Origin of the sequence: Rummeliibacillus pycnus (assembly GCF_050459865.1) — a bacterium.
In the GTDB taxonomy this organism is placed as follows: domain Bacteria; phylum Bacillota; class Bacilli; order Bacillales_A; family Planococcaceae; genus Rummeliibacillus; species Rummeliibacillus pycnus_B.
In genome coordinates this window covers 17,665-35,788 of sequence record NZ_JBCMNM010000059.1, presented here as the reverse complement: position 1 = coordinate 35,788, position 18,124 = coordinate 17,665, and the positions used below count along the sequence as shown (strand labels likewise).

Here is an 18,124-nt window from a genome sequence, read left to right as displayed (position 1 = left end):
TTTATAATGAAATGAATCAAATAAAGGATGTGTCATCGTGGGGCGAATTCATATTGTAACGGACTCGACCGGGGAGTTAACAAAAGAAGAAATTGATAAGTATCATATTCACGTGGTGCCATTAACCATTCAAATTGATCAAAAATCATATGTTGATGGAGTAGATATAAGTACCATCGAATTTTTAGAAAAAATGGCAAATGCACCAGAACTACCTAAAAGTTCTCAACCAGCTGTAGGTGTTTTTAAAGAATTATTTGATGAACTAGGTAGTAATGGAGATGAAGTATTAGTCATTACAATGACAGGCGGTATGAGCGGTACAGTAAAATCTGCCGAAGCAGCTGCAACGATGTCAGATACAAATGTTGTAGTAGTAGATTCTCGCTTTATTTCCTTTGGTCTTGGTTTCCAAGTAATAGAAGCAGCAAAAATGGCTGAAGAAGGCAAGACAATGGAAGAAATTTTAAAAAGACTAGATCATGTACGTTCAAATACAAATTTGTTAGTAGTAGTAGATACATTGGATAATTTAATTAAAGGTGGTCGTATTGGTAAAGGAACTGGTTTGATTGGTTCATTATTGAATATTAAACCGATTGCTTCACTTGAAGGCGGGGCATACAATCCTGTCGCGAAAGTACGCAGCCATAAACAAGCTGTCAAATATTTGTTTAACCAGTTCCAAGAAGACACCAATGGAAAAATAATTAAAGGTGTGGGGATTGCCCATGCAAATGGACTCAATATAGGTGAACCATTAAAAACAATGATTGAAGAGTCAGGCTATCATGATGTAAAATTTGGCTATACGTCGCCAATCATCTGTACACATACCGGGCCAGGAGCAATTGGCTTTTCATACTATACAGACTAATTATAGGCGGCAGGGAATCTTCATCATTCCCTGCTTTCTTTCATTTGAGCGACAAGGTCGAAATGAGAGGAAGAAATAGAAAGTGAAAAAATGGGTTATACTAATGTTATCTGTGTTTATCTTAGCTGCATGCGAAGTGCCAGGTATCATGAGTAATTCAAAAAAAGAAGATAAAATAACTGTAACGAACATGATACAACTTAAAGACATACAATATGTTGCTCTAGGTGACTCCTTAACGGAAGGCGTTGGGGATGAATTAGATCAACATGGATATGTTGGGCGTTTGTCGAAAGAGATGGAAACGTGGCGAGGTGTAAAATCAGTAACGGTTACAAATACAGCTAAAAGAGGTCGCAGAAGTGATCAGTTGATCGATCAGATTCAATCGGGCAAAATTGATGACGAACTTGAACGTGCTGATATCATATCATTGACTATTGGTGGAAATGACTTGATGAAAATTGTACGTTCAAATATAACGGACCTAACAAAAGAAGTTTTTGACGATAAAAGACCCGCATTTCAACAACGATATGAAACGATTATGCAACTTATTCGAGAACGCAACCCGAACGCTCCAATTATTCTTATAGGAATTTATAATCCTTTATCTATCTTTACAAAAGAAAAATCAGATATGAATACTATTATGAGAGAATGGAATTCAGATATTAGAGGATTTGCAAATCAAGATGATCATGCAGTATTTATAAATGTAGAAGATCTATTTAATTCGAATGATAATATGGTCTATCATACGGACTTTTTCCATCCGAATGCGAAAGGTTATGACCAAATGACAGCACGAATTATCAAAACATTACATGAGGTTGATCTGAAGAAACTATCACATGGTCAATTTGATTTTAAGGAGGATTCCACAAATGAATAAATGGAAAGTGGCATTTTTACTACTTTTCACACTTGTGATAGTTGCAATAGCTTCCGCTACATATCTTATTACAAGACCAATAGCTGAAACACCGACTCCGACTGCAAGTAAACTTCCAGATGGTAGTCATCTGGAAGTGCAAACTACGTCAAAAGACTTTGAGAATATGGCCAATCGATTAATCGAAAGTTCAATGAAAACATCTAAAATTCCAGTAAAAATGTTTGTGGGTGAAGATGTGTCATTGCGTAGTACGTTGACAGTATTTGAAATGGAATTACCCATAACTATGACATTTGAGCCAACAATAGAAGATGGCAATCTATTATTGAAACAAAAATCAGTTGAAGTGGGTATGTTGGATATTCCCCCTAATACAGCACTAAAATTGTTGAAGGATTCCGTTGACTTACCTAAATGGATGGTGATTCAACCAAAAGAGGAACAAATCTATTTTAATTTGACTGAAATGGACTTGCCTCTAGGTGAAAAGTTAAAAGGGCGTGTCCAAGCAAAAGAATTCAATTTAAAAGAAAATCGCATTATACTTGAAGTAATTATTCCGGCAGAATAGGAGGTTTAAGTATGACTTTAGAGAAAGCAACATTTGCAGGTGGCTGTTTCTGGTGTATGGTAAAACCATTTGATCAACAACCTGGCATTGAATCTGTCATTTCTGGTTATACAGGAGGATATGTAGAAAATCCGAGTTATCAACAAGTTTGTTCCGAATTAACAGGACATTTTGAAGCGGTACAAATCACGTATGACCCAGAAGTGTATCCTTATGAAAAACTGGTCGAAACGTTTTGGGCATTAATTGATCCAACCGATGAAGGTGGACAATTCCACGATCGTGGAAGATCCTATATGACAGCTATTTTTTATCATGATGAGAAACAAAAGAAAATTGCAGAAGACTCTAAAAAGGCACTTGAGCAATCAGGAAAATTTAATCTCCCTATCGCCACTAAAATAATAGAAGCAAAATCATTTTATAAAGCAGAAGAATATCACCAATATTATTATAAGAAAAACCCAACACATTATGAACTCTATTCTGTTGGCTCAGGACGAGTTGCATTTCAACAACAACATTGGGGGAAACATGATGAATAAAGAAAATAGACTAAACGAGTTAACGTCTTTGCAATACCACGTAACACAAGAAAAAGGCACAGAGCCACCTTTCCAAAATGAGTTTGACGAACATTTTGAGGAAGGTTTATATGTAGATATCGTTTCAGGTGAACCATTATTTTCTTCAAAAGATAAATTTAACTCAGGATGTGGCTGGCCAGCATTTACGAAACCAGTAAATACTTCTCGAATCACAGAACATTTTGATACAAGTTTTGGTATGAGAAGAACAGAGGTGCGTAGTAAAGAAGCTGATTCACACTTAGGACATGTATTCCCTGATGGTCCAAGAGAAGAAGGTGGTCTTCGCTATTGTATCAACTCGGCAGCATTACGCTTTATCCCAAAAGACCAGCTTGTACAAGAAGGATATGCAGATTACGTAAAGCTATTTGAAGAATAAGAATGAAAGAAAAGCTGATGAACCCCTTGTTAGAGGTCATCAGCTTTTTGTGATTTCTGTTCTATATATTAAATGTCATTTGGTACTAATAATAATCGCTGTTATTTTGAAATGGATGTAAGTTTTTTCGCAGCTTTGAAGGCTTGTTCAAAATCAACAATTAAATCATCTACATTTTCTAAGCCAACAGAGAAGCGTAGAAGTCCTTCTGTAATTCCTCGTTTATCACGTTCCTCTTTTGGAATAGCTGCATGACTCATGGTAACGGGGTAAGAAAGAATCGATTCAACACCACCAAGGCTTACTGCGAAAATTGGAATTTGTACATGGTCAACAAATGCCTTCGTTAGTTCACGATTTGGTAAAGTAAAGGATAATACGGCACCAGGATTAGTAGCTTGGCTCGCATGTATATCGAATCCAGGATGATCTATTAAACCAGGATAATATACATTTTCAACAAGTTCATGCTGGTCTAGGTATGAAGCAATTTTCAATGCAGACTGTGTTGATAGTGTTAAACGTGCATTCAGTGTTTTAATTCCTTGGATCAATGAGAAAGAATCTTGTGCACCTAAAATGGCCCCCATTGAATTTTGCATAAAGTAAATTTGATTACCTACTTCTTCATCCTTTGTTACTGCTAAACCTGCGATAATATCGCTATGTCCACCTAAAAATTTCGTAGCGCTATGGAGGACTACATCTACACCTAAATCCAATGGACGTTGATAAAGTGGTGTCATAAAAGTATTATCTACAAAAGTGAATAATCCATGTTTTTTGGCTATGGAAACAATTCCACGGATATCCGTGATCCCTAGTAGAGGATTTGCTGGTGTTTCTGCATATAAAACCTTTGTATTCGGTTGAATTGCAGCTTCCACTTCTTGTAGATTAGAAAAGTCAGCAAATGTATGTGTTATTCCATATTTTATTAATACTTGTGTAACAAATCGATAAGTTCCGCCATAAACTTCACTTGTTACAACTATATGATCACCTGCATTCAAAGTTAGAAGGGCAGATGCGATAGCTGCAATTCCTGAAGAAAAGGCAAATCCTCTTGAGCCCCCTTCAAGTTCAGCAATTGTTTTTTCTAATGCATCTCTTGTAGGATTACCAGAGCGACTATAATCATAAGGACCAAACGAATCAAAATGTTCTTGATCAAATGTAGATGAAAGATAGATAGGAACATTAACTGCGCCTGTTTTTTGTTCATAATCGCCTCTTGTAGAAGCTGTAATCAAGCTTGTTTCGATGGATTGTTTATTTTGCGTCATAAGTAGTCACCTCTTCAGTTATGGTAGCAAAAACTTGTTTAAGATCGGCAATTATATCTTCTGCCTCTTCAATTCCTACAGAAAAACGTAACAATGTATTGTCAACGCCGCGTGCAATTCGTTCTTCTTCAGGGATATCAGCATGTGTTTGAGTTGCAGGATAGGTGATAAAGCTTTCAACTCCGCCTAAACTTTCAGCGTAAGCAATTAATTGTAAATTTTCAAGGAAAGGTGCAACCCACTCTTCTCGTTGTAATCGGAAGGAAACCATCCCACCTAATCCAGCGTAAAGAACATCATTTACTAATGGTTCTTGCTCTAAATACTTAACGATTGTTTTTGCGTTTTCTGTATGTTGTTTCATACGAACATGGAGTGTTTTTAATCCTCTAAGTAATAGCCAGCAATCGATTGGACCTAGTGTTGCGCCAGATGCATTGTGGTTATAAAGTAATTTTTCTGAAAGTATTTCTCCTTTTGATACGACAAGGCCTGCAAGTACATCATTATGTCCACCAATATATTTTGTCGCACTATGAATGACAATATCTGCACCATGTTCAATTGGTTGTTGATAATATGGAGTTAAAAATGTGTTATCAACAATCAATAATAGATTATATTTTTTAGCTAGATCTGCAAATTGAGCGATTTCAATTGTCAGCATTAGTGGGTTAGTAGGTGACTCGATAAAAAGAGCCTTCGTATTTCCGTTAATAATCGCTTCCACATCAGCAACGGATTGGAATGAAGTGAAATGAGCTTTGATTCCGTATTGTTGTTCATATTGACCAGCTAGTCTATATGTACCTCCATAAATATCATCGGCATAAATGATTTCATCTCCTGATTTAAATAGGGAAAGCACTAATTGAATAGCTGCCATCCCGCTACTACAGGCAAAACCAGCATCTCCACCTTCTAAATTGGCAATACCTTCTTCCAAAACAAAACGAGTTGGATTTTTTGTACGAGTATAATCATAGCCAGTAGACTTACCAAGCCCTGCATGGCGATACGCAGTTGAAAGATAAATAGGTGTATTTATAGATCCTGTACTAGGGTCCGTATGAGCCCCAATTTGTGCTAAACGAGTTGAAATGTGTTTTTCTGTCATATTCATCATCCTTTTTTATATAAAAATAAAAGGCCCTCAAAGAAGAGGACCTAAAAACACGATAGTCGATCTTCTTATCTGTTAGACATACGTCTACTGGAATTAGCACCTTACCAATTATGGTGGTTGCTGAGATTTCACAGGGCCAAGTCCCTCCATCTCTCTGGATAAGAATTCAAATTTAATTGTAAGAAAAATTTTAATTAATGAAATATTAACACTTTAAATAATGCTATGCAATAGGATTATTTAATATTCAGAGAATAATATTTCGAAAGTCTATCTAAAGTGCTCACTAGAAAAGTGGATATGTATTCCTGACGCTTCTGCAAAAAATTAGCTCCTATTCCTTAACGGACTCTATTCATTTAGAAAGGCCACCTGAAAAGTGTTTTTCACCTTTTAGGTAGCCCTAGATTATAACTATTTAGTTGTTATTTTTGTTAATTCATAAGTTGCTTTATTATTTTTAACAGTTTTAATTGCACCAGTGTTTGGAGCATAGTAAGTGATAGAACCATCAGCAGCTTTGACACCTACAACTGTTTTAAATGTACCAGCTTTTACTGTCATTTTATTTTGGATGGAAACAATTTTACTATTTTGTGTACCTGATTTAAATACTTGACCTTTTGTAAAAGGGTATACGATTTGGCGAACAGTACCAGTTTTAGCGAATTTGTAATCTAAACCTTTTGCAGATTCTCGCACTAAAATAGTTTGTTTCTTGTCTAGTCCAGTTTTTTTGTACCAGTAAGTCCAACCAGTTGAATTACGTTTGTTAGTTGAATACATTTTGCCTTTTTTACCGTTTTCAACATAATAGTAAGTATTTGTTGTTACAGGGCGATAAGTTGTTTTTTCACTAGTTGAAGTACTAGTAGATTTTGTCGTTGTTTTATTAGTAGTATTTTGTTTTTGATCTTCTGCGTTTTTTACAGAATTTTTGTTAAAAGTTAAATAAGATGAGTACACATAAGCTGTTTTTTCGTTGAACTTGATTTTTGCCCAGCCAGTTTTTGATTTGCTATATACAATAACGTTGTCACCTTTCCAAAGTGTTCCGACTTTTTTTCCATTTACAGAAGGTTGTGCTCTTACGTATACGCTACTTGCTACTTTTGCACTCATTGTTTTGGTTGTTGCTGCGTTACTGTTTACTGTGAAAGTAAATATTGTTGCAAACATAACGATGAAAGATAGTAAACTTTTAACTATTTTCATATGAATCATCTCCCCATTGAAAAACTACCGAAAAAGATAGTGATGCGATGTTTCATGTATTTAATTGTATTTTTTCGCATCCGTGGTATAGAACGAAGCGTCAATAAGAAGGTTTCCAATTTAATGAAAAAACAAGGAATTTTGATATGGAATTATTAACACTTTCAAATAGTTTATTTTCATTTAACTTTATTTTGAATATTGAAGTGTGAATCATGAGTAATGAGAATATCTGTCGTGTTATAATCATAATAATTTGGAAGAGCTTTGGAAGAAAATTGAACAATACTCGATACTTCTTATTTTTCTTAGACAATAAATTAATGAACAAAAGGTAGGAAACGAAATGAAACCATCATTTTATCATTTTGTATTAACATTTAGAGGTGGAAAAGATTCAAAGGGAGAATTTGCGGAAGCGGCTTTTCATGATCATAGTTTTCCAAAACAAACGGAGGATTTTCAAACGCTTTCAAGATATATTGAAGAAAAGGCAGATCATGAGTTAAGTGCGGTTGTTTTTGATGAACTTTGGCAATCATATGAAGAGAAATATTTAGAATAATATTTGTCAGATGTCAGACATTCTTGATACAATAAGAAAAGTATTATGAAAAAATGACATGAATACAAATTAATCACTAAAATGAATTGAAAAGGGGACTAAATATGAGTATCCACATTAACGCTAAACAAGGCGAAATCGCAGAAATCGTACTATTACCAGGAGATCCATTACGCGCGAAATATATTGCAGAAACTTTTTTAGAAGATGTTACTCAATATAACGAAGTACGTAATATGTTCGGTTACACTGGTACATATAAAGGAAAACGTATATCTGTACAAGGAACAGGTATGGGCGTTCCTTCTATTTCCATTTATACAACTGAACTTATGCAAGAATATGGTTGCCAAAAATTAATCCGTGTTGGTACTTGTGGCGCACTTAAACGTGATGTAAAAGTCCGTGACGTCATTCTTGCACAATCAGCTACTACTGACTCAAAAATGAATGAAATCATTTTCAAAGGAATCGACTATGCACCAACAGCTAATTTCGATTTATTACTTAAAGCACACAAAGCAGGGGAAGCAGCTGGTCTTAACTTGCGTGTAGGTAATATCTACACTGCTGACTTATTCTATGGTGAAGATAACCAAAACGAAAAATTAGCAGACTACGGAGTTCTTGCAGTTGAAATGGAAGCAGCAGCATTATATACTTTAGCAGCTAAATTTAACCGTCAAGCTCTAGCTGTTTTAACAGTATCTGACCACTTACTAACTGGTGAAGCAACAACTTCTGAAGAACGCCAAACTACTTTCAATGATATGATTGTTGTTGCGCTTGAAGCAGCTATTCAAGACTAGTCGTAGCAAGGGTTTGTGAACTGGTAAAATTTCACGAGTGACCATTGGTGACCATTTTTAAAAAAGTGGTTATTATTGGTCACTTTTTTATTGGTTTAATTTATTAAATAATTGCGTAGCTTTTTCTTTTTGACGTATAAGGATACTAATACATTAAAGAGGTGAAATTAGTGAACGAGAAAGAGTGGAAAGAATTTAAAGAAGGAATATTAGATGAAGAACAAGAACTAAGCTTTTCATATAAATCAGAAGAATGGTGGATAAGTCGTCTATATGGTGAAGAAAAAAGCTATTTATTAACACGTTCAAAAGATTCATATACGCAAGAATTCTGTACAGCTGAAGAATTATTTGAGAATGGGATTATTGATGGGAAAACATTTATTGAAAGAGTACCTGATATAGAATGGTAATTAATATAATACTAGAAGTTATCATATTAATGTAATAAGTACGTCAGATAACAATTAGAGAGTTAAATAACTCTCAACACTGCCTTGTTGCGGAGGTAGGAGGATGGACAATATATTAGATTATTGTCCATCTTTTATTTTATTTATAGTGAGGAGGAGATAAATTCAGAGAAGAAACGATAAAGCTGAACAAAACGTGTTTAATTTGATGATATCAAAAGCAAAAAATGATAGAGAAAAAAGGCTTTGAGAAGATGATAATAATGATGTTATAACTTTCAATCACTCCATATAAGCTATGGAGTTAGTTTCACATTAAGTAGTACCAGTCAAGGCTGGACAATTTATTCATAGGGCGATACTCCATTTTAAATGTAGATGAAAGAAGGTTTAATTATGAAATGGTTATCAATTTCAATAAGCGTAATGGGATTATGTATTCTCTTATCTGCTTGGATACTATCCAATGCAATTCATGATACTAGAACTGTATTTCCTGGTTCAATAAACGTTAACGAAGGTGTTCATGAAGAATATGAATTACTTATTAATAACCACACACTTTATCTTATTGAGAAAAGTACTGGTCAAATCTTCAAAAAATTAGATGAACCTAATGCAAAATGGGAATTAGTAAAAAGCCATCTACAATAAAAATGATGTTAATATATAATTTAAACCTTTATTCAAATTAAATATATTTAAAAGTCGTCGTTATTTTTAATAATGGCGATTTTTTATAACTAGATAACTCAATACTACAAGTTACGGGTTCGAGTCCTGTACTCCTCGCGTTTGTAAGATAATGAAAAACAAAAAAAAGAGAGCATGTGACCGAAATGTGACCTAAAATGTCATTTAAAAGGTCGCTTGCTCTTTTTTTATAAGGCAAATGACCAATAACAGTCTCGTTTTCAGAAAAAGATAAGATATTTTTCGGCATTATTAACTCGTCTCCTATTTTATTGTTCTAGTAAATTTACTTTAAAATGATAAAATATTTTTATAATTAAAATATAAAGGAAGACGATGAATGAGGAAATTTTCACTGCAAACAAAGATTCTAGGTTTAACTTTTTCACTAAGCTTCATTCTGATTATCCTATTAACAACTTACTATACATATATGGAAGGAAAACAAATAATTGAAGATAGAGGACGTTTAGCTTTAGAACTTTCGAAAACGATTTCTGTCATGCCATCAATCATAAATGCATTTGATTCGGAGCAACCGGCTAAAATCATTCAACCGATAACAGAGCAAATTCGAAAAAAGACAGGTGCAGAATTTATTGTTGTTGGAAATAAAGAGGGTATCCGATATTCTCACCCTGATCCAGATAAAATAGGGAAACGAATGGTCGGTGGAGATAACGAGAGGGCAATTCAAAAAGGGCAATCTTATATTTCTGAAGCTAGAGGTTCCCTTGGTCTTTCCATGAGAGGTAAATCGCCTATATTGAATAAGAATGGAGAAATCATTGGCGTTGTTTCTGTTGGGTATATGGTACAGGATATTGAAAAACAAATATTTAATGATATTTCTAAAGAGCTTTTTATCTCACTTTTAGCCTTGCTTATTTCAATTATAGGAAGCTATTTGCTTGCTAGAAGTATTCGAAAAGAAATGTTAGGGTTAGAGCCACATGAGATTGCTCATTTATATAAAGAAAAAAATGCTGTTTTACATTCTGTCCAAGAAGGTATTTTGTCCATAGACCAAAATGGTAAAATTACTTCGATGAATCAACGTGCAAAAAAATTATTAGGTGTAAAAGGTAGTGTTCGGAATCTAATGATTGATGGATTTTTTCCTTCAAGTCAGTTGTATAGTGTGTTGAAATCAGGAGAATCCAAAATAGATATCGAGCTGTCTTGGAAACAGAAAATCATGATTGTCAGTTGTACACCTATACTTGATAAAGATAGTGTAAGCGGTGTTGTTGCATCATTCCGCGAAAAAACTGAGATTGAGCAAATGATGAACACATTATCTGAAATGAAAACTTATTCAGAAGAGTTAAGAGCTCAAACCCATGAATTTACAAATAAATTATATGTACTTTCAGGTTTATTGCAGTTAGGTGAATATGATGATGCAATTGAAATGATTCAAAATGAAACCTCTGAACTACAATTTCAAAATCAAATCGTATTTGAACAAATAAAAGATACGAAAATTCAAGTGATTCTATTAGGAAAAATTGGAGTAGCCTCAGAGAAAAAGATTATGTTAGAAATTGATTCACAAAGTTACTTAGAGAAACTTCCGGATCATATTTTATTATCACAGTTAACGCTTATACTCGGCAATATTATTGATAATGCATTTGATGCAGTTGTTAACGTAAAAAATCCTACCATCAAGTTCTTTGCAACTGACATAGGGGAGGATATTATTTTTGAGGTAAGTGATAATGGAAAAGGAATTTCAGATGAAGATGTATCTTCCATATTCCAAATGGGCTTTTCATCAAAAGAAGGGGAGTCTCCTAGGGGGTTCGGGCTTTCCAATGCCGACAAGGCAGTTAAAGAATTGGGGGGCATTATCGAAGTACAAAATGGGATAGAAAACACCGTCTTTACAGTGTATCTTCCAAAAGATTTACTGGGGGTAGGATCAGATGAAAATTAAAACAGTAATCGCTGAAGATGACTTTCGTGTAGCGGAAATTCATAAAAAGTTTTTAGAAAGCTTTAAAGAAATTGATGTGATTGGTAAAGCATTAAATGGAAAAGAAGTAATTCAACTTCTTGAACAACAACAAGCAGATTTACTTCTTTTAGATGTGTATATGCCTGACCAACTTGGAACAGATTTACTGCCAATCATCAGACAACAATTTCCTCAAACCGATATTATTATGGTTACAGCTGCGACTGATAAAGAATTGTTTGAAAAGGCACTTCATTATGGAGTAGAGAATTTTCTCATTAAACCTGTAAAATTAGATCGTTTCAACCAAACCATTGAGGAATATGTTAACAAACATCAGCTTATGCAAACAAGAGATGAAGTAAATCAAGATTTTGTAGATTTAATTTACAAAAAATCACCAGCCTCAACTGATGAAAATAAAGAATCATCCTTACCTAAAGGGATTGATGAAATTACATTAGTCAAGGTAAGGAATGTGATAGAGAATAGCACTTCAAGTCTATCTGCAGAAGATGTTGGTGTTGTGATTGGTGCCTCCAGAACAACAGCAAGACGTTATCTTGAATATTTGGCCTCCACTAAATCGTGTAAAGCAGAAGTCGTATATGGAGCAGTAGGTAGACCGGAACGTAGATATTGTAAAATTTAATAATTGAAATTGATAAGGACGAAATTGTTATAATGCAATTTCGTCTTTTTGAGTTGCAGGAAAGTCACCAAAAATTCTTATCTCAACATTGAAAATTGTCGTGAACAATATGAACAAAATATTCTTTATTTTTTAAAAAGACAATATTTTGTAATCGCTTACAAATCAATCCTCTTGTTTTACAATGTAACTAAATTAATAGTTAAGGGGTGTTTGAAATGTTGGCGTTATTAGGTTTCTTAATGATTTTAGTATTTATGTTTTTAATTATGTCTGGGCGACTTTCAGCTATGCTTGCATTAATTATTGTGCCTTCTATTTTTGCTATATTAGGTGGCTTTGGTAACGGTATGGGGGATATGGCATTAGAGGGGATTAAAAGTGTTGCTCCTACGGGGATTATGATCTTATTTGCCATTTTGTTTTTTGGAGTTTTAATTGACGCAGGTGTATTTGATCCAATTATTAATACAATTCTTAGAGTTGTAAAAGGGGACCCAGTGAAAATCACGATTGGAACTGCTATATTAGCACTTCTTATTTCGTTAGATGGTGATGGAACTACAACTTATATGATTACTATTTCTGCGATGCTTCCTCTTTATAAAAGGCTTGGAATGAGACCAATCACATTAGCAGGTATTGCTGTATCGGCTTCTGGTGTAATGAACCTATTGCCTTGGGGAGGGCCTACAGCTCGTGTAATGACTGCTTTACATTTAGAAATGTCTGATGTATTTACACCAGTAATTCCTACAATGATTGGTGGAGTCCTTTTTGTTCTATTCATGGCTTATGTTATGGGGAAAAAGGAGAGAAAAAGAGTTGGTATTGTTGAAATCAATTTCCAAACCGTACCTCAGCATGCGGCAACAACAGTAGAAAATGAAGAACAAAAAAGACCAAAATTAATTATCTTTAACTATTTGCTAACAATTGCTTTACTAGTAGCTTTAATTACAGAATTACTACCTGCCGTTGTCTTATTTATGGTTGGGTTTGCAATTGCTCTAATAGTTAATTATCCAAAAGTTAGCGATCAAAAAGAACGAGTAGCTAATTATGCTGATAATGCACTATCTGTTGTATCTATGGTATTTGCAGCAGGTATTTTTACAGGGATTTTATCAGGTACTCATATGGTTGATGCCATGGCGAATTCTATGATTAAATACATTCCAGATTCAATGGGCTCACATTTTGCAGTAATTACAGCAATAATCAGTGCACCACTTACATTCTTTATGTCTAATGATGCATTCTACTATGGTGTTCTTCCATTATTAGCTAAGGCTGGAGCAGCTTATGGTATTGATCCTTCCTTAATAGGTAGAGCTTCTCTTTTAGGGTTACCTGTCCATCTACTAAGTCCACTAGTCCCTTCTACTTATCTATTAGTAGGGATGGTTGGCGAAGATTTCGGTGCATTACATCGTAACTTCTTAAAATGGGCTTGTGGGACAACCATTGTTATGATTTTAGTAGCCGTTCTTTTAGGGATTATTCCAGTGTAAGTAATCGTTTTTAGTAGATATATAGAACACCTGTATATAAGGTAAAATATAATTTTTTTAAAGACTGTCAAGAATTTGGCAGTCTTTTTCTTTTCGTAGAGCATAATTCCTGATATTATGGTATAAGTAGTGTTTGAACACTGTTAGATTGAAAGTGGTGAACAAGATGGATGATAAAACAAAAGTGGATCCAGAACAAAACAATGAACCACAAAAAGAGCAACAAGGAGAACCCGTGCAAGAAATAAAACCTGCGGGTAAATACATACGTATGAAACCTTTCGCTTTTATCATGATGATTATTGTTTTAATTCTCGCAACTTCAGGTGTCACAATCTTTGCTTTAACTTTTGGAGAAGAAAAAGTAGTAGAAGTTCGCACACCTACTCATAGCGAATTCCAAAAAGTATTTAATGCTTATGATGAGATATCAAAAGGCTATTACAAAGAAATTGATACAGATGCATTAGTCAACGGTGCAGTAGATGGCATGATTAGTGCATTAGGTGATCCATATTCAGATTACATGAATAAAAAAGAAGCAACTCAATTTAATGAAAGTATCTCTTCTAGTTTCCAAGGAATTGGGGCGGAGATTCAAGAAAAAGACGGTCACATTGTTGTTGTGTCACCGATTAAAAACTCACCTGCAGAAAAAGCGGGTATCAAAACAAATGATATTATTAAAAAAGTAGATGGCAAAAGCATTGATGGCATGACAGCATCAGAAGCAGTTATGTTAATTCGCGGTAAAAAGGGTTCCGATGTAACATTAGACATCCAACGTGGTGGTGCAGGTAAACTAATCACTATGAAACTTACACGTGATGATATTCCAGTGGAAACTGTCTATGCAACAATGGAAAAGGATAAAATTGCCCATATTCAAATTACTAGCTTCTCAGATAATACCTATAAAGAATTATTAAGTGCTTTAGATGAAATGGAAGCTAAAGGTATGAAAGGTCTTGTTTTAGATGTACGCCAAAATCCAGGTGGATTAGTTGAATCTGTTGAAGATATAGCAAGTTTATTCGTTAAAACAGGTGAACCAGTTGTACAATTCGAAGACCGAAATGGTAAAAAACAAGTCTTCAATGCAAAAAGCGGACGAAAAGTAAAAGTACCCGTTACTGTGTTAATAGATGGAGGTAGTGCTTCAGCTTCAGAAATCTTAGCAGGTGCATTAAGTGAATCAGCAAATGTAAAACTAGTTGGTGAAAAATCTTTCGGTAAAGGTACAATGCAAACAGCTGAAAATCTTCCAGATGGATCAAACCTTAAATTTACAATTGCTAAATGGTTAACACCGGACGGTAACTGGATTCATGAAAAAGGAATTCAACCTGATTACAAAGTAAATTACCCAAGTTATGCTTCACTGCCATATATAAGTCCAGAAAAGACACTAAAAGAAGGATCTCTTTCTGACCAAGTAAAAGCTGCTGAAAAAATGCTTAAAGCAGTTGGATATAACCCAGGTAAAATAGATGGTTTATACGATGCTTCAACAGTAGTAGCTGTTGAAAAATTTGAAAAAGACCATAAGTTAAAAGTAACTGGAGTACTAAAAGGTGATACAACTTATGCATTGATGGAAGAACTTCGCTTGAAAATTAAAAAAGACGACCCGCAATTGAAAAAAGCGATGGAAATAGTCAAAACAGAAATCAAATAAGTATCAGTAGTTATAGAGAAGAGCTGGCTTAAAAAGGTCAGCTCTTTCTTGTTAAAGAAATTAGGAAAGCTAATGAAAAAGTCAAAATAGATGGTTGTTTCAGACAAAAGCATTTTAATATATGAATCAATTTCATAATACAAAATTCATTTAAAATCCCGAACATTTAATGTTATATAATTTTGTATGGAGCGGAAGACGGCGACTCCTACGGGAAAAGCTTGAGCTGAAAGCCCAACAGGAACTTAGTGTAGGGAACTGAAAAAGTAAAAAAAGATGAAACTTTATAATAGAAATCTTGTATAGCTATCTTTGTTGATGTGGAATTAGCGAAGACTCCTGCGGGAAAGCGAGACAGGTGAGACCCCGCAGGGAACGAAGTGAGCGAGGAGGCTCAACGCTCGCCCGCGGAAAGCGTAGCTAATTCCACATCATGCAGAAAACAGTTTAATACTATAAATATTTACGTTACTACACTTTTTCAGTACCCAAAACGTAGTGATGAATAGATTGAAGCCAAGCCTGTGGAAAGCTTAGCTGATTCCACTTAGGACTTTAAAATTATTATGCCTACTTCAGAAGCGAAAATCTAATAAATGTTCTATTAGTTTATGTTAAAGAATATATCTATTAATAATGCCACTATCAAAATAATTGATAGTGGTTTATTTTTATTTTTACTTTATCTTCATATATTAGAATGTCCAAGCATATAGTTAATAGACAGGACAAGGAGGGGAATAGAAGATGACATTTCAACAGGATAATGCGACTTATACAATTCCAACAGGAGATCATTTACTTACGGTACGAAATCGTAAAAGAATGGATGTTACATCTGTAAAATCAATTGAACGCTTTGATCAAGAGGAGTTTTTTGTACTCACCTCTCAAGGGCATTTACAAATTCGTGGAGAAGATTTAAGAATTGTACATCTAGATGTAGATAAAGGGTTGCTCACGTTAGAAGGAACAGTGAAAAACCTTCAGTATGATGAAGAGGAAAGTGGACTATCCCGTGGTATCTTGCATAAATTATTTGGATGACAGTTTCTGAGCAATTCCTTAGTATAACAGCACTCATTATCAGTGGTGTTATAGGAGCAGCTTGTATTGATTTGGTACGAACATTAAGTCATTACGCGCCACCGAAATCTTTACGGCGAAAAGGCTACATCATATTTGAGTTATCTACATGGATTCTATTAGGAATTGGCACATTTCTATTATTAATGATTGCAAGAGATGGAGAATGGCATTTCGTTGACTTTCTCTCCCAATTGTTAGGTTTTTGCCTTTACCAGTTATTTTTCCAAAGGTTTTTCCGGTTTGTTGGACGACTTGTAGATACTTTGGTGATCCGGCCTATATGGTTTATTTTCCATTTAATTGCGAGTCTCTTCCGACAAATCATTCGACTGTTTTTTACTATTTTCAGAATTATTACGTATCCATTTCGATTTGTAGCAAAAAAAGTCAAAAAGTTGACTCTTAAAAAATAGGAAAAAGTTAGGTATAATAGGATTGTTATGTAAATATTAATAATCGCACTTAATACACTCAAGGGAGGGTACCAGCATGCCACTAGCAACCAAACAACAATATAAAAAAACAACTCCAATACCAACAGATTACACAAAAACTGAAACTCACAAAAACAAGGTAAGCCGTAATCGTAAAATTGGCTTATATCGCCGCCTAACAATGATGGCGTTAATCTTTACACTCATTGCAGGTTCCCTTGTCTTTATGTTGGTTAAACAAAAGCATGCATTAGCAGAGAAGGAACACCAAAGAATCGAACTTCAACATGATTTAGCAAAACAAAAAGAGAAAAAAGAAGACTTGAAAATCCAAATTGCTAAATTAAATGATGACGACTATATCGCAAAGCTTGCACGTAAGGATTTATTCTTATCTGAGGATGGGGAAATTATTTTCTCAATTCCAAAAACCTCCGAAAAAGATAAGAAAAAAACAGATTCAAAAGAGTAGTCTTATTGACACTCTTTTTTTGTTGGCTATAATTAAAGGTATGAATCAAAGAATCATTCAAGTTTTACAAATTGATTATAAGACTTATAAGTCGCTTAAAATTTAAGGAGGAGCATTTTTTTTATGTCAATTGAAGTAGGCAGCAAGGTACAAGGTAAAGTAACAGGTATCACAAATTTTGGAGCATTCGTGGAGCTGCCAAATGGCTCAACAGGTCTTGTTCATATTAGCGAAGTCGCTGACAACTATGTAAAAGATATTAATGAACATTTAAAGGTTGGAGACATGGTTGAAGTAAAAGTTATGAACGTCGAAGCTGACGGTAAAATTGGTTTATCAATCCGTAAAGCAAAACCTCAAGCAGAACGACCAGAACGTCCTCAACGTTCGCGCAACAACCATCGTTCAAATGATCGTGGCGATAATCGTCAACCAAAAGAAAACTTTGAACAAAAAATGGCGCGCTTCCTAAAAGATAGTGAAGATCGCCTTACAACATTAAAGCGCGCGCAAGATTCTAAACGTGGTGGCCGTGGCGCAAGAAGAGGATAACTTGCTGGCTATTTTAATCGTAGAAAAAGTGTTTTATTGATATTTGAGAGGCTATTTTATTAAGTGTAGAAAATCACTTATAAAATGGCCTCTTTTTAGGTTCTATCTTATTACAAAAATATCGACAAATAAAAAGAAGCTCCCCTATTAGGAGAGCTTCTTTTTAATAATCATTTTATGAGTGTCCAAATATTGGATTACTTCATAACAATAAAAAATATGGCGGCCGAGGGGATCGAACCCCCGACCTTACGGGTATGAACCGTACGCTCTAGCCAGCTGAGCTAGGCCGCCTCTGTGAACAACATAATAAATAATACAAGAGGGTGATATAAAGTGTCAAGCGAT

At 34.6% G+C, this 18,124-nt stretch carries 20 protein-coding genes, 1 tRNA gene and 1 riboswitch; of the genes, 17 read left to right on the top strand and 4 right to left on the bottom strand.

All coding sequences use genetic code 11. From position 1 onward, the window contains the following. The first annotated feature begins 37 nt into the window (after positions 1-37). The 5 genes from ABE048_RS13095 (at position 38) to msrB (ending at position 3,315) form a co-directional block, all read left to right on the top strand. Positions 38-877 (top strand): DegV family protein, encoded by an 840-nt coding sequence (locus tag ABE048_RS13095; protein ID WP_430311700.1) that lies wholly within the window; start codon positions 38-40, stop codon positions 875-877. Positions 878-959: 82 nt separating this feature from the next. Then, positions 960-1,772 carry a GDSL-type esterase/lipase family protein gene (locus tag ABE048_RS13090; protein WP_430311699.1) on the top strand — a complete coding sequence of 271 codons (813 nt, stop codon included), beginning with the start codon at positions 960-962 and terminating at the stop codon, positions 1,770-1,772. Next, on the top strand, positions 1,765-2,346 hold the full coding sequence (locus ABE048_RS13085; RefSeq protein ID WP_430311698.1) for a YpmS family protein: 582 nt from the start codon (positions 1,765-1,767) through the stop codon (positions 2,344-2,346). Before ABE048_RS13090 ends, ABE048_RS13085 begins: the two co-directional genes overlap by 8 nt. 11 nt (positions 2,347-2,357) lie before the next feature. Beyond that, complete coding sequence (gene msrA, locus ABE048_RS13080; protein WP_430311697.1) at positions 2,358-2,891, top strand: peptide-methionine (S)-S-oxide reductase MsrA; 534 nt, start codon at positions 2,358-2,360, stop codon at positions 2,889-2,891. Then, the gene (msrB, locus tag ABE048_RS13075) at positions 2,884-3,315 is read left to right on the top strand and encodes a peptide-methionine (R)-S-oxide reductase MsrB (protein WP_430311696.1); all 432 of its coding nucleotides are present in this window, start codon (positions 2,884-2,886) and stop codon (positions 3,313-3,315) included. Before msrA ends, msrB begins: the two co-directional genes overlap by 8 nt. A 101-nt stretch (positions 3,316-3,416) precedes the next feature. Here msrB and ABE048_RS13070 read toward each other — a convergent pair whose 3' ends face one another. The 3 genes from ABE048_RS13070 to ABE048_RS13060 form a co-directional block, all read right to left on the bottom strand. Next, complete coding sequence (locus tag ABE048_RS13070; RefSeq protein ID WP_430311695.1) at positions 3,417-4,601, bottom strand: aminotransferase class I/II-fold pyridoxal phosphate-dependent enzyme; 1,185 nt, start codon at positions 4,599-4,601, stop codon at positions 3,417-3,419. Continuing rightward, positions 4,588-5,718 carry a methionine biosynthesis PLP-dependent protein gene (locus ABE048_RS13065; RefSeq protein WP_430311694.1) on the bottom strand — a complete coding sequence of 377 codons (1,131 nt, stop codon included), beginning with the start codon at positions 5,716-5,718 and terminating at the stop codon, positions 4,588-4,590. Before ABE048_RS13065 ends, ABE048_RS13070 begins: the two co-directional genes overlap by 14 nt. Before the next feature lie 71 nt (positions 5,719-5,789). Next, positions 5,790-5,892: riboswitch (SAM riboswitch) on the bottom strand. A 249-nt stretch (positions 5,893-6,141) separates the two neighbouring features. After that, positions 6,142-6,942 carry an SH3 domain-containing protein gene (locus ABE048_RS13060; RefSeq protein ID WP_430311693.1) on the bottom strand — a complete coding sequence of 267 codons (801 nt, stop codon included), beginning with the start codon at positions 6,940-6,942 and terminating at the stop codon, positions 6,142-6,144. 346 nt (positions 6,943-7,288) lie between these two features. On the opposite strand from ABE048_RS13060, the gene ABE048_RS13055 reads away from it, so the two are divergent. The 12 genes from ABE048_RS13055 to ABE048_RS13000 all read left to right on the top strand — a co-directional run bounded on the left by ABE048_RS13055 (position 7,289) and on the right by ABE048_RS13000 (position 17,776). Continuing rightward, a complete protein-coding gene (locus tag ABE048_RS13055) occupies positions 7,289-7,507 on the top strand; it encodes a YozE family protein (RefSeq protein WP_430311692.1) in 219 nt (72 codons plus the stop codon). A 104-nt stretch (positions 7,508-7,611) separates the two neighbouring features. Further along, positions 7,612-8,316: a purine-nucleoside phosphorylase gene (gene deoD, locus ABE048_RS13050; protein WP_430311691.1), complete on the top strand. Its 705-nt coding sequence runs from the start codon at positions 7,612-7,614 to the stop codon at positions 8,314-8,316. Positions 8,317-8,486: 170 nt separating this feature from the next. Continuing rightward, positions 8,487-8,729, top strand: coding sequence for a hypothetical protein (locus ABE048_RS13045; RefSeq protein ID WP_430311690.1), 243 nt, complete (start codon positions 8,487-8,489; stop codon positions 8,727-8,729). 396 nt (positions 8,730-9,125) lie between these two features. Further along, positions 9,126-9,383: a hypothetical protein gene (locus ABE048_RS13040; RefSeq protein WP_430311689.1), complete on the top strand. Its 258-nt coding sequence runs from the start codon at positions 9,126-9,128 to the stop codon at positions 9,381-9,383. 379 nt (positions 9,384-9,762) lie between these two features. Beyond that, entirely contained in the window at positions 9,763-11,364 is a 1,602-nt protein-coding gene (locus tag ABE048_RS13035; protein ID WP_430311688.1) for an ATP-binding protein, read from the top strand. Further along, positions 11,354-12,037 (top strand): response regulator, encoded by a 684-nt coding sequence (locus ABE048_RS13030; RefSeq protein WP_430311687.1) that lies wholly within the window; start codon positions 11,354-11,356, stop codon positions 12,035-12,037. The genes ABE048_RS13035 and ABE048_RS13030 overlap by 11 nt, the downstream gene beginning before the upstream one ends. 218 nt (positions 12,038-12,255) lie before the next feature. Then, positions 12,256-13,551 carry a CitMHS family transporter gene (locus tag ABE048_RS13025; RefSeq protein ID WP_430311686.1) on the top strand — a complete coding sequence of 432 codons (1,296 nt, stop codon included), beginning with the start codon at positions 12,256-12,258 and terminating at the stop codon, positions 13,549-13,551. A 166-nt stretch (positions 13,552-13,717) separates the two neighbouring features. Beyond that, positions 13,718-15,229 (top strand): S41 family peptidase, encoded by a 1,512-nt coding sequence (locus tag ABE048_RS13020; RefSeq protein WP_430311685.1) that lies wholly within the window; start codon positions 13,718-13,720, stop codon positions 15,227-15,229. 747 nt (positions 15,230-15,976) lie between these two features. Beyond that, entirely contained in the window at positions 15,977-16,276 is a 300-nt protein-coding gene (yabP, locus tag ABE048_RS13015; RefSeq protein WP_102693370.1) for a sporulation protein YabP, read from the top strand. Next, positions 16,273-16,731 carry a spore cortex biosynthesis protein YabQ gene (gene yabQ, locus ABE048_RS13010; protein ID WP_430311684.1) on the top strand — a complete coding sequence of 153 codons (459 nt, stop codon included), beginning with the start codon at positions 16,273-16,275 and terminating at the stop codon, positions 16,729-16,731. The genes yabP and yabQ overlap by 4 nt, the downstream gene beginning before the upstream one ends. Before the next feature lie 76 nt (positions 16,732-16,807). Then, positions 16,808-17,224 (top strand): FtsB family cell division protein, encoded by a 417-nt coding sequence (locus ABE048_RS13005; protein WP_430311683.1) that lies wholly within the window; start codon positions 16,808-16,810, stop codon positions 17,222-17,224. 123 nt (positions 17,225-17,347) lie between these two features. Next, the gene (locus ABE048_RS13000) at positions 17,348-17,776 is read left to right on the top strand and encodes a S1 domain-containing RNA-binding protein (RefSeq protein WP_430311682.1); all 429 of its coding nucleotides are present in this window, start codon (positions 17,348-17,350) and stop codon (positions 17,774-17,776) included. A gap of 220 nt (positions 17,777-17,996) precedes the next feature. Here ABE048_RS13000 and ABE048_RS12995 read toward each other — a convergent pair. Continuing rightward, a tRNA-Met gene (locus tag ABE048_RS12995) sits at positions 17,997-18,070 on the bottom strand. Between the last annotated feature and the right edge of the window lie 54 nt (positions 18,071-18,124).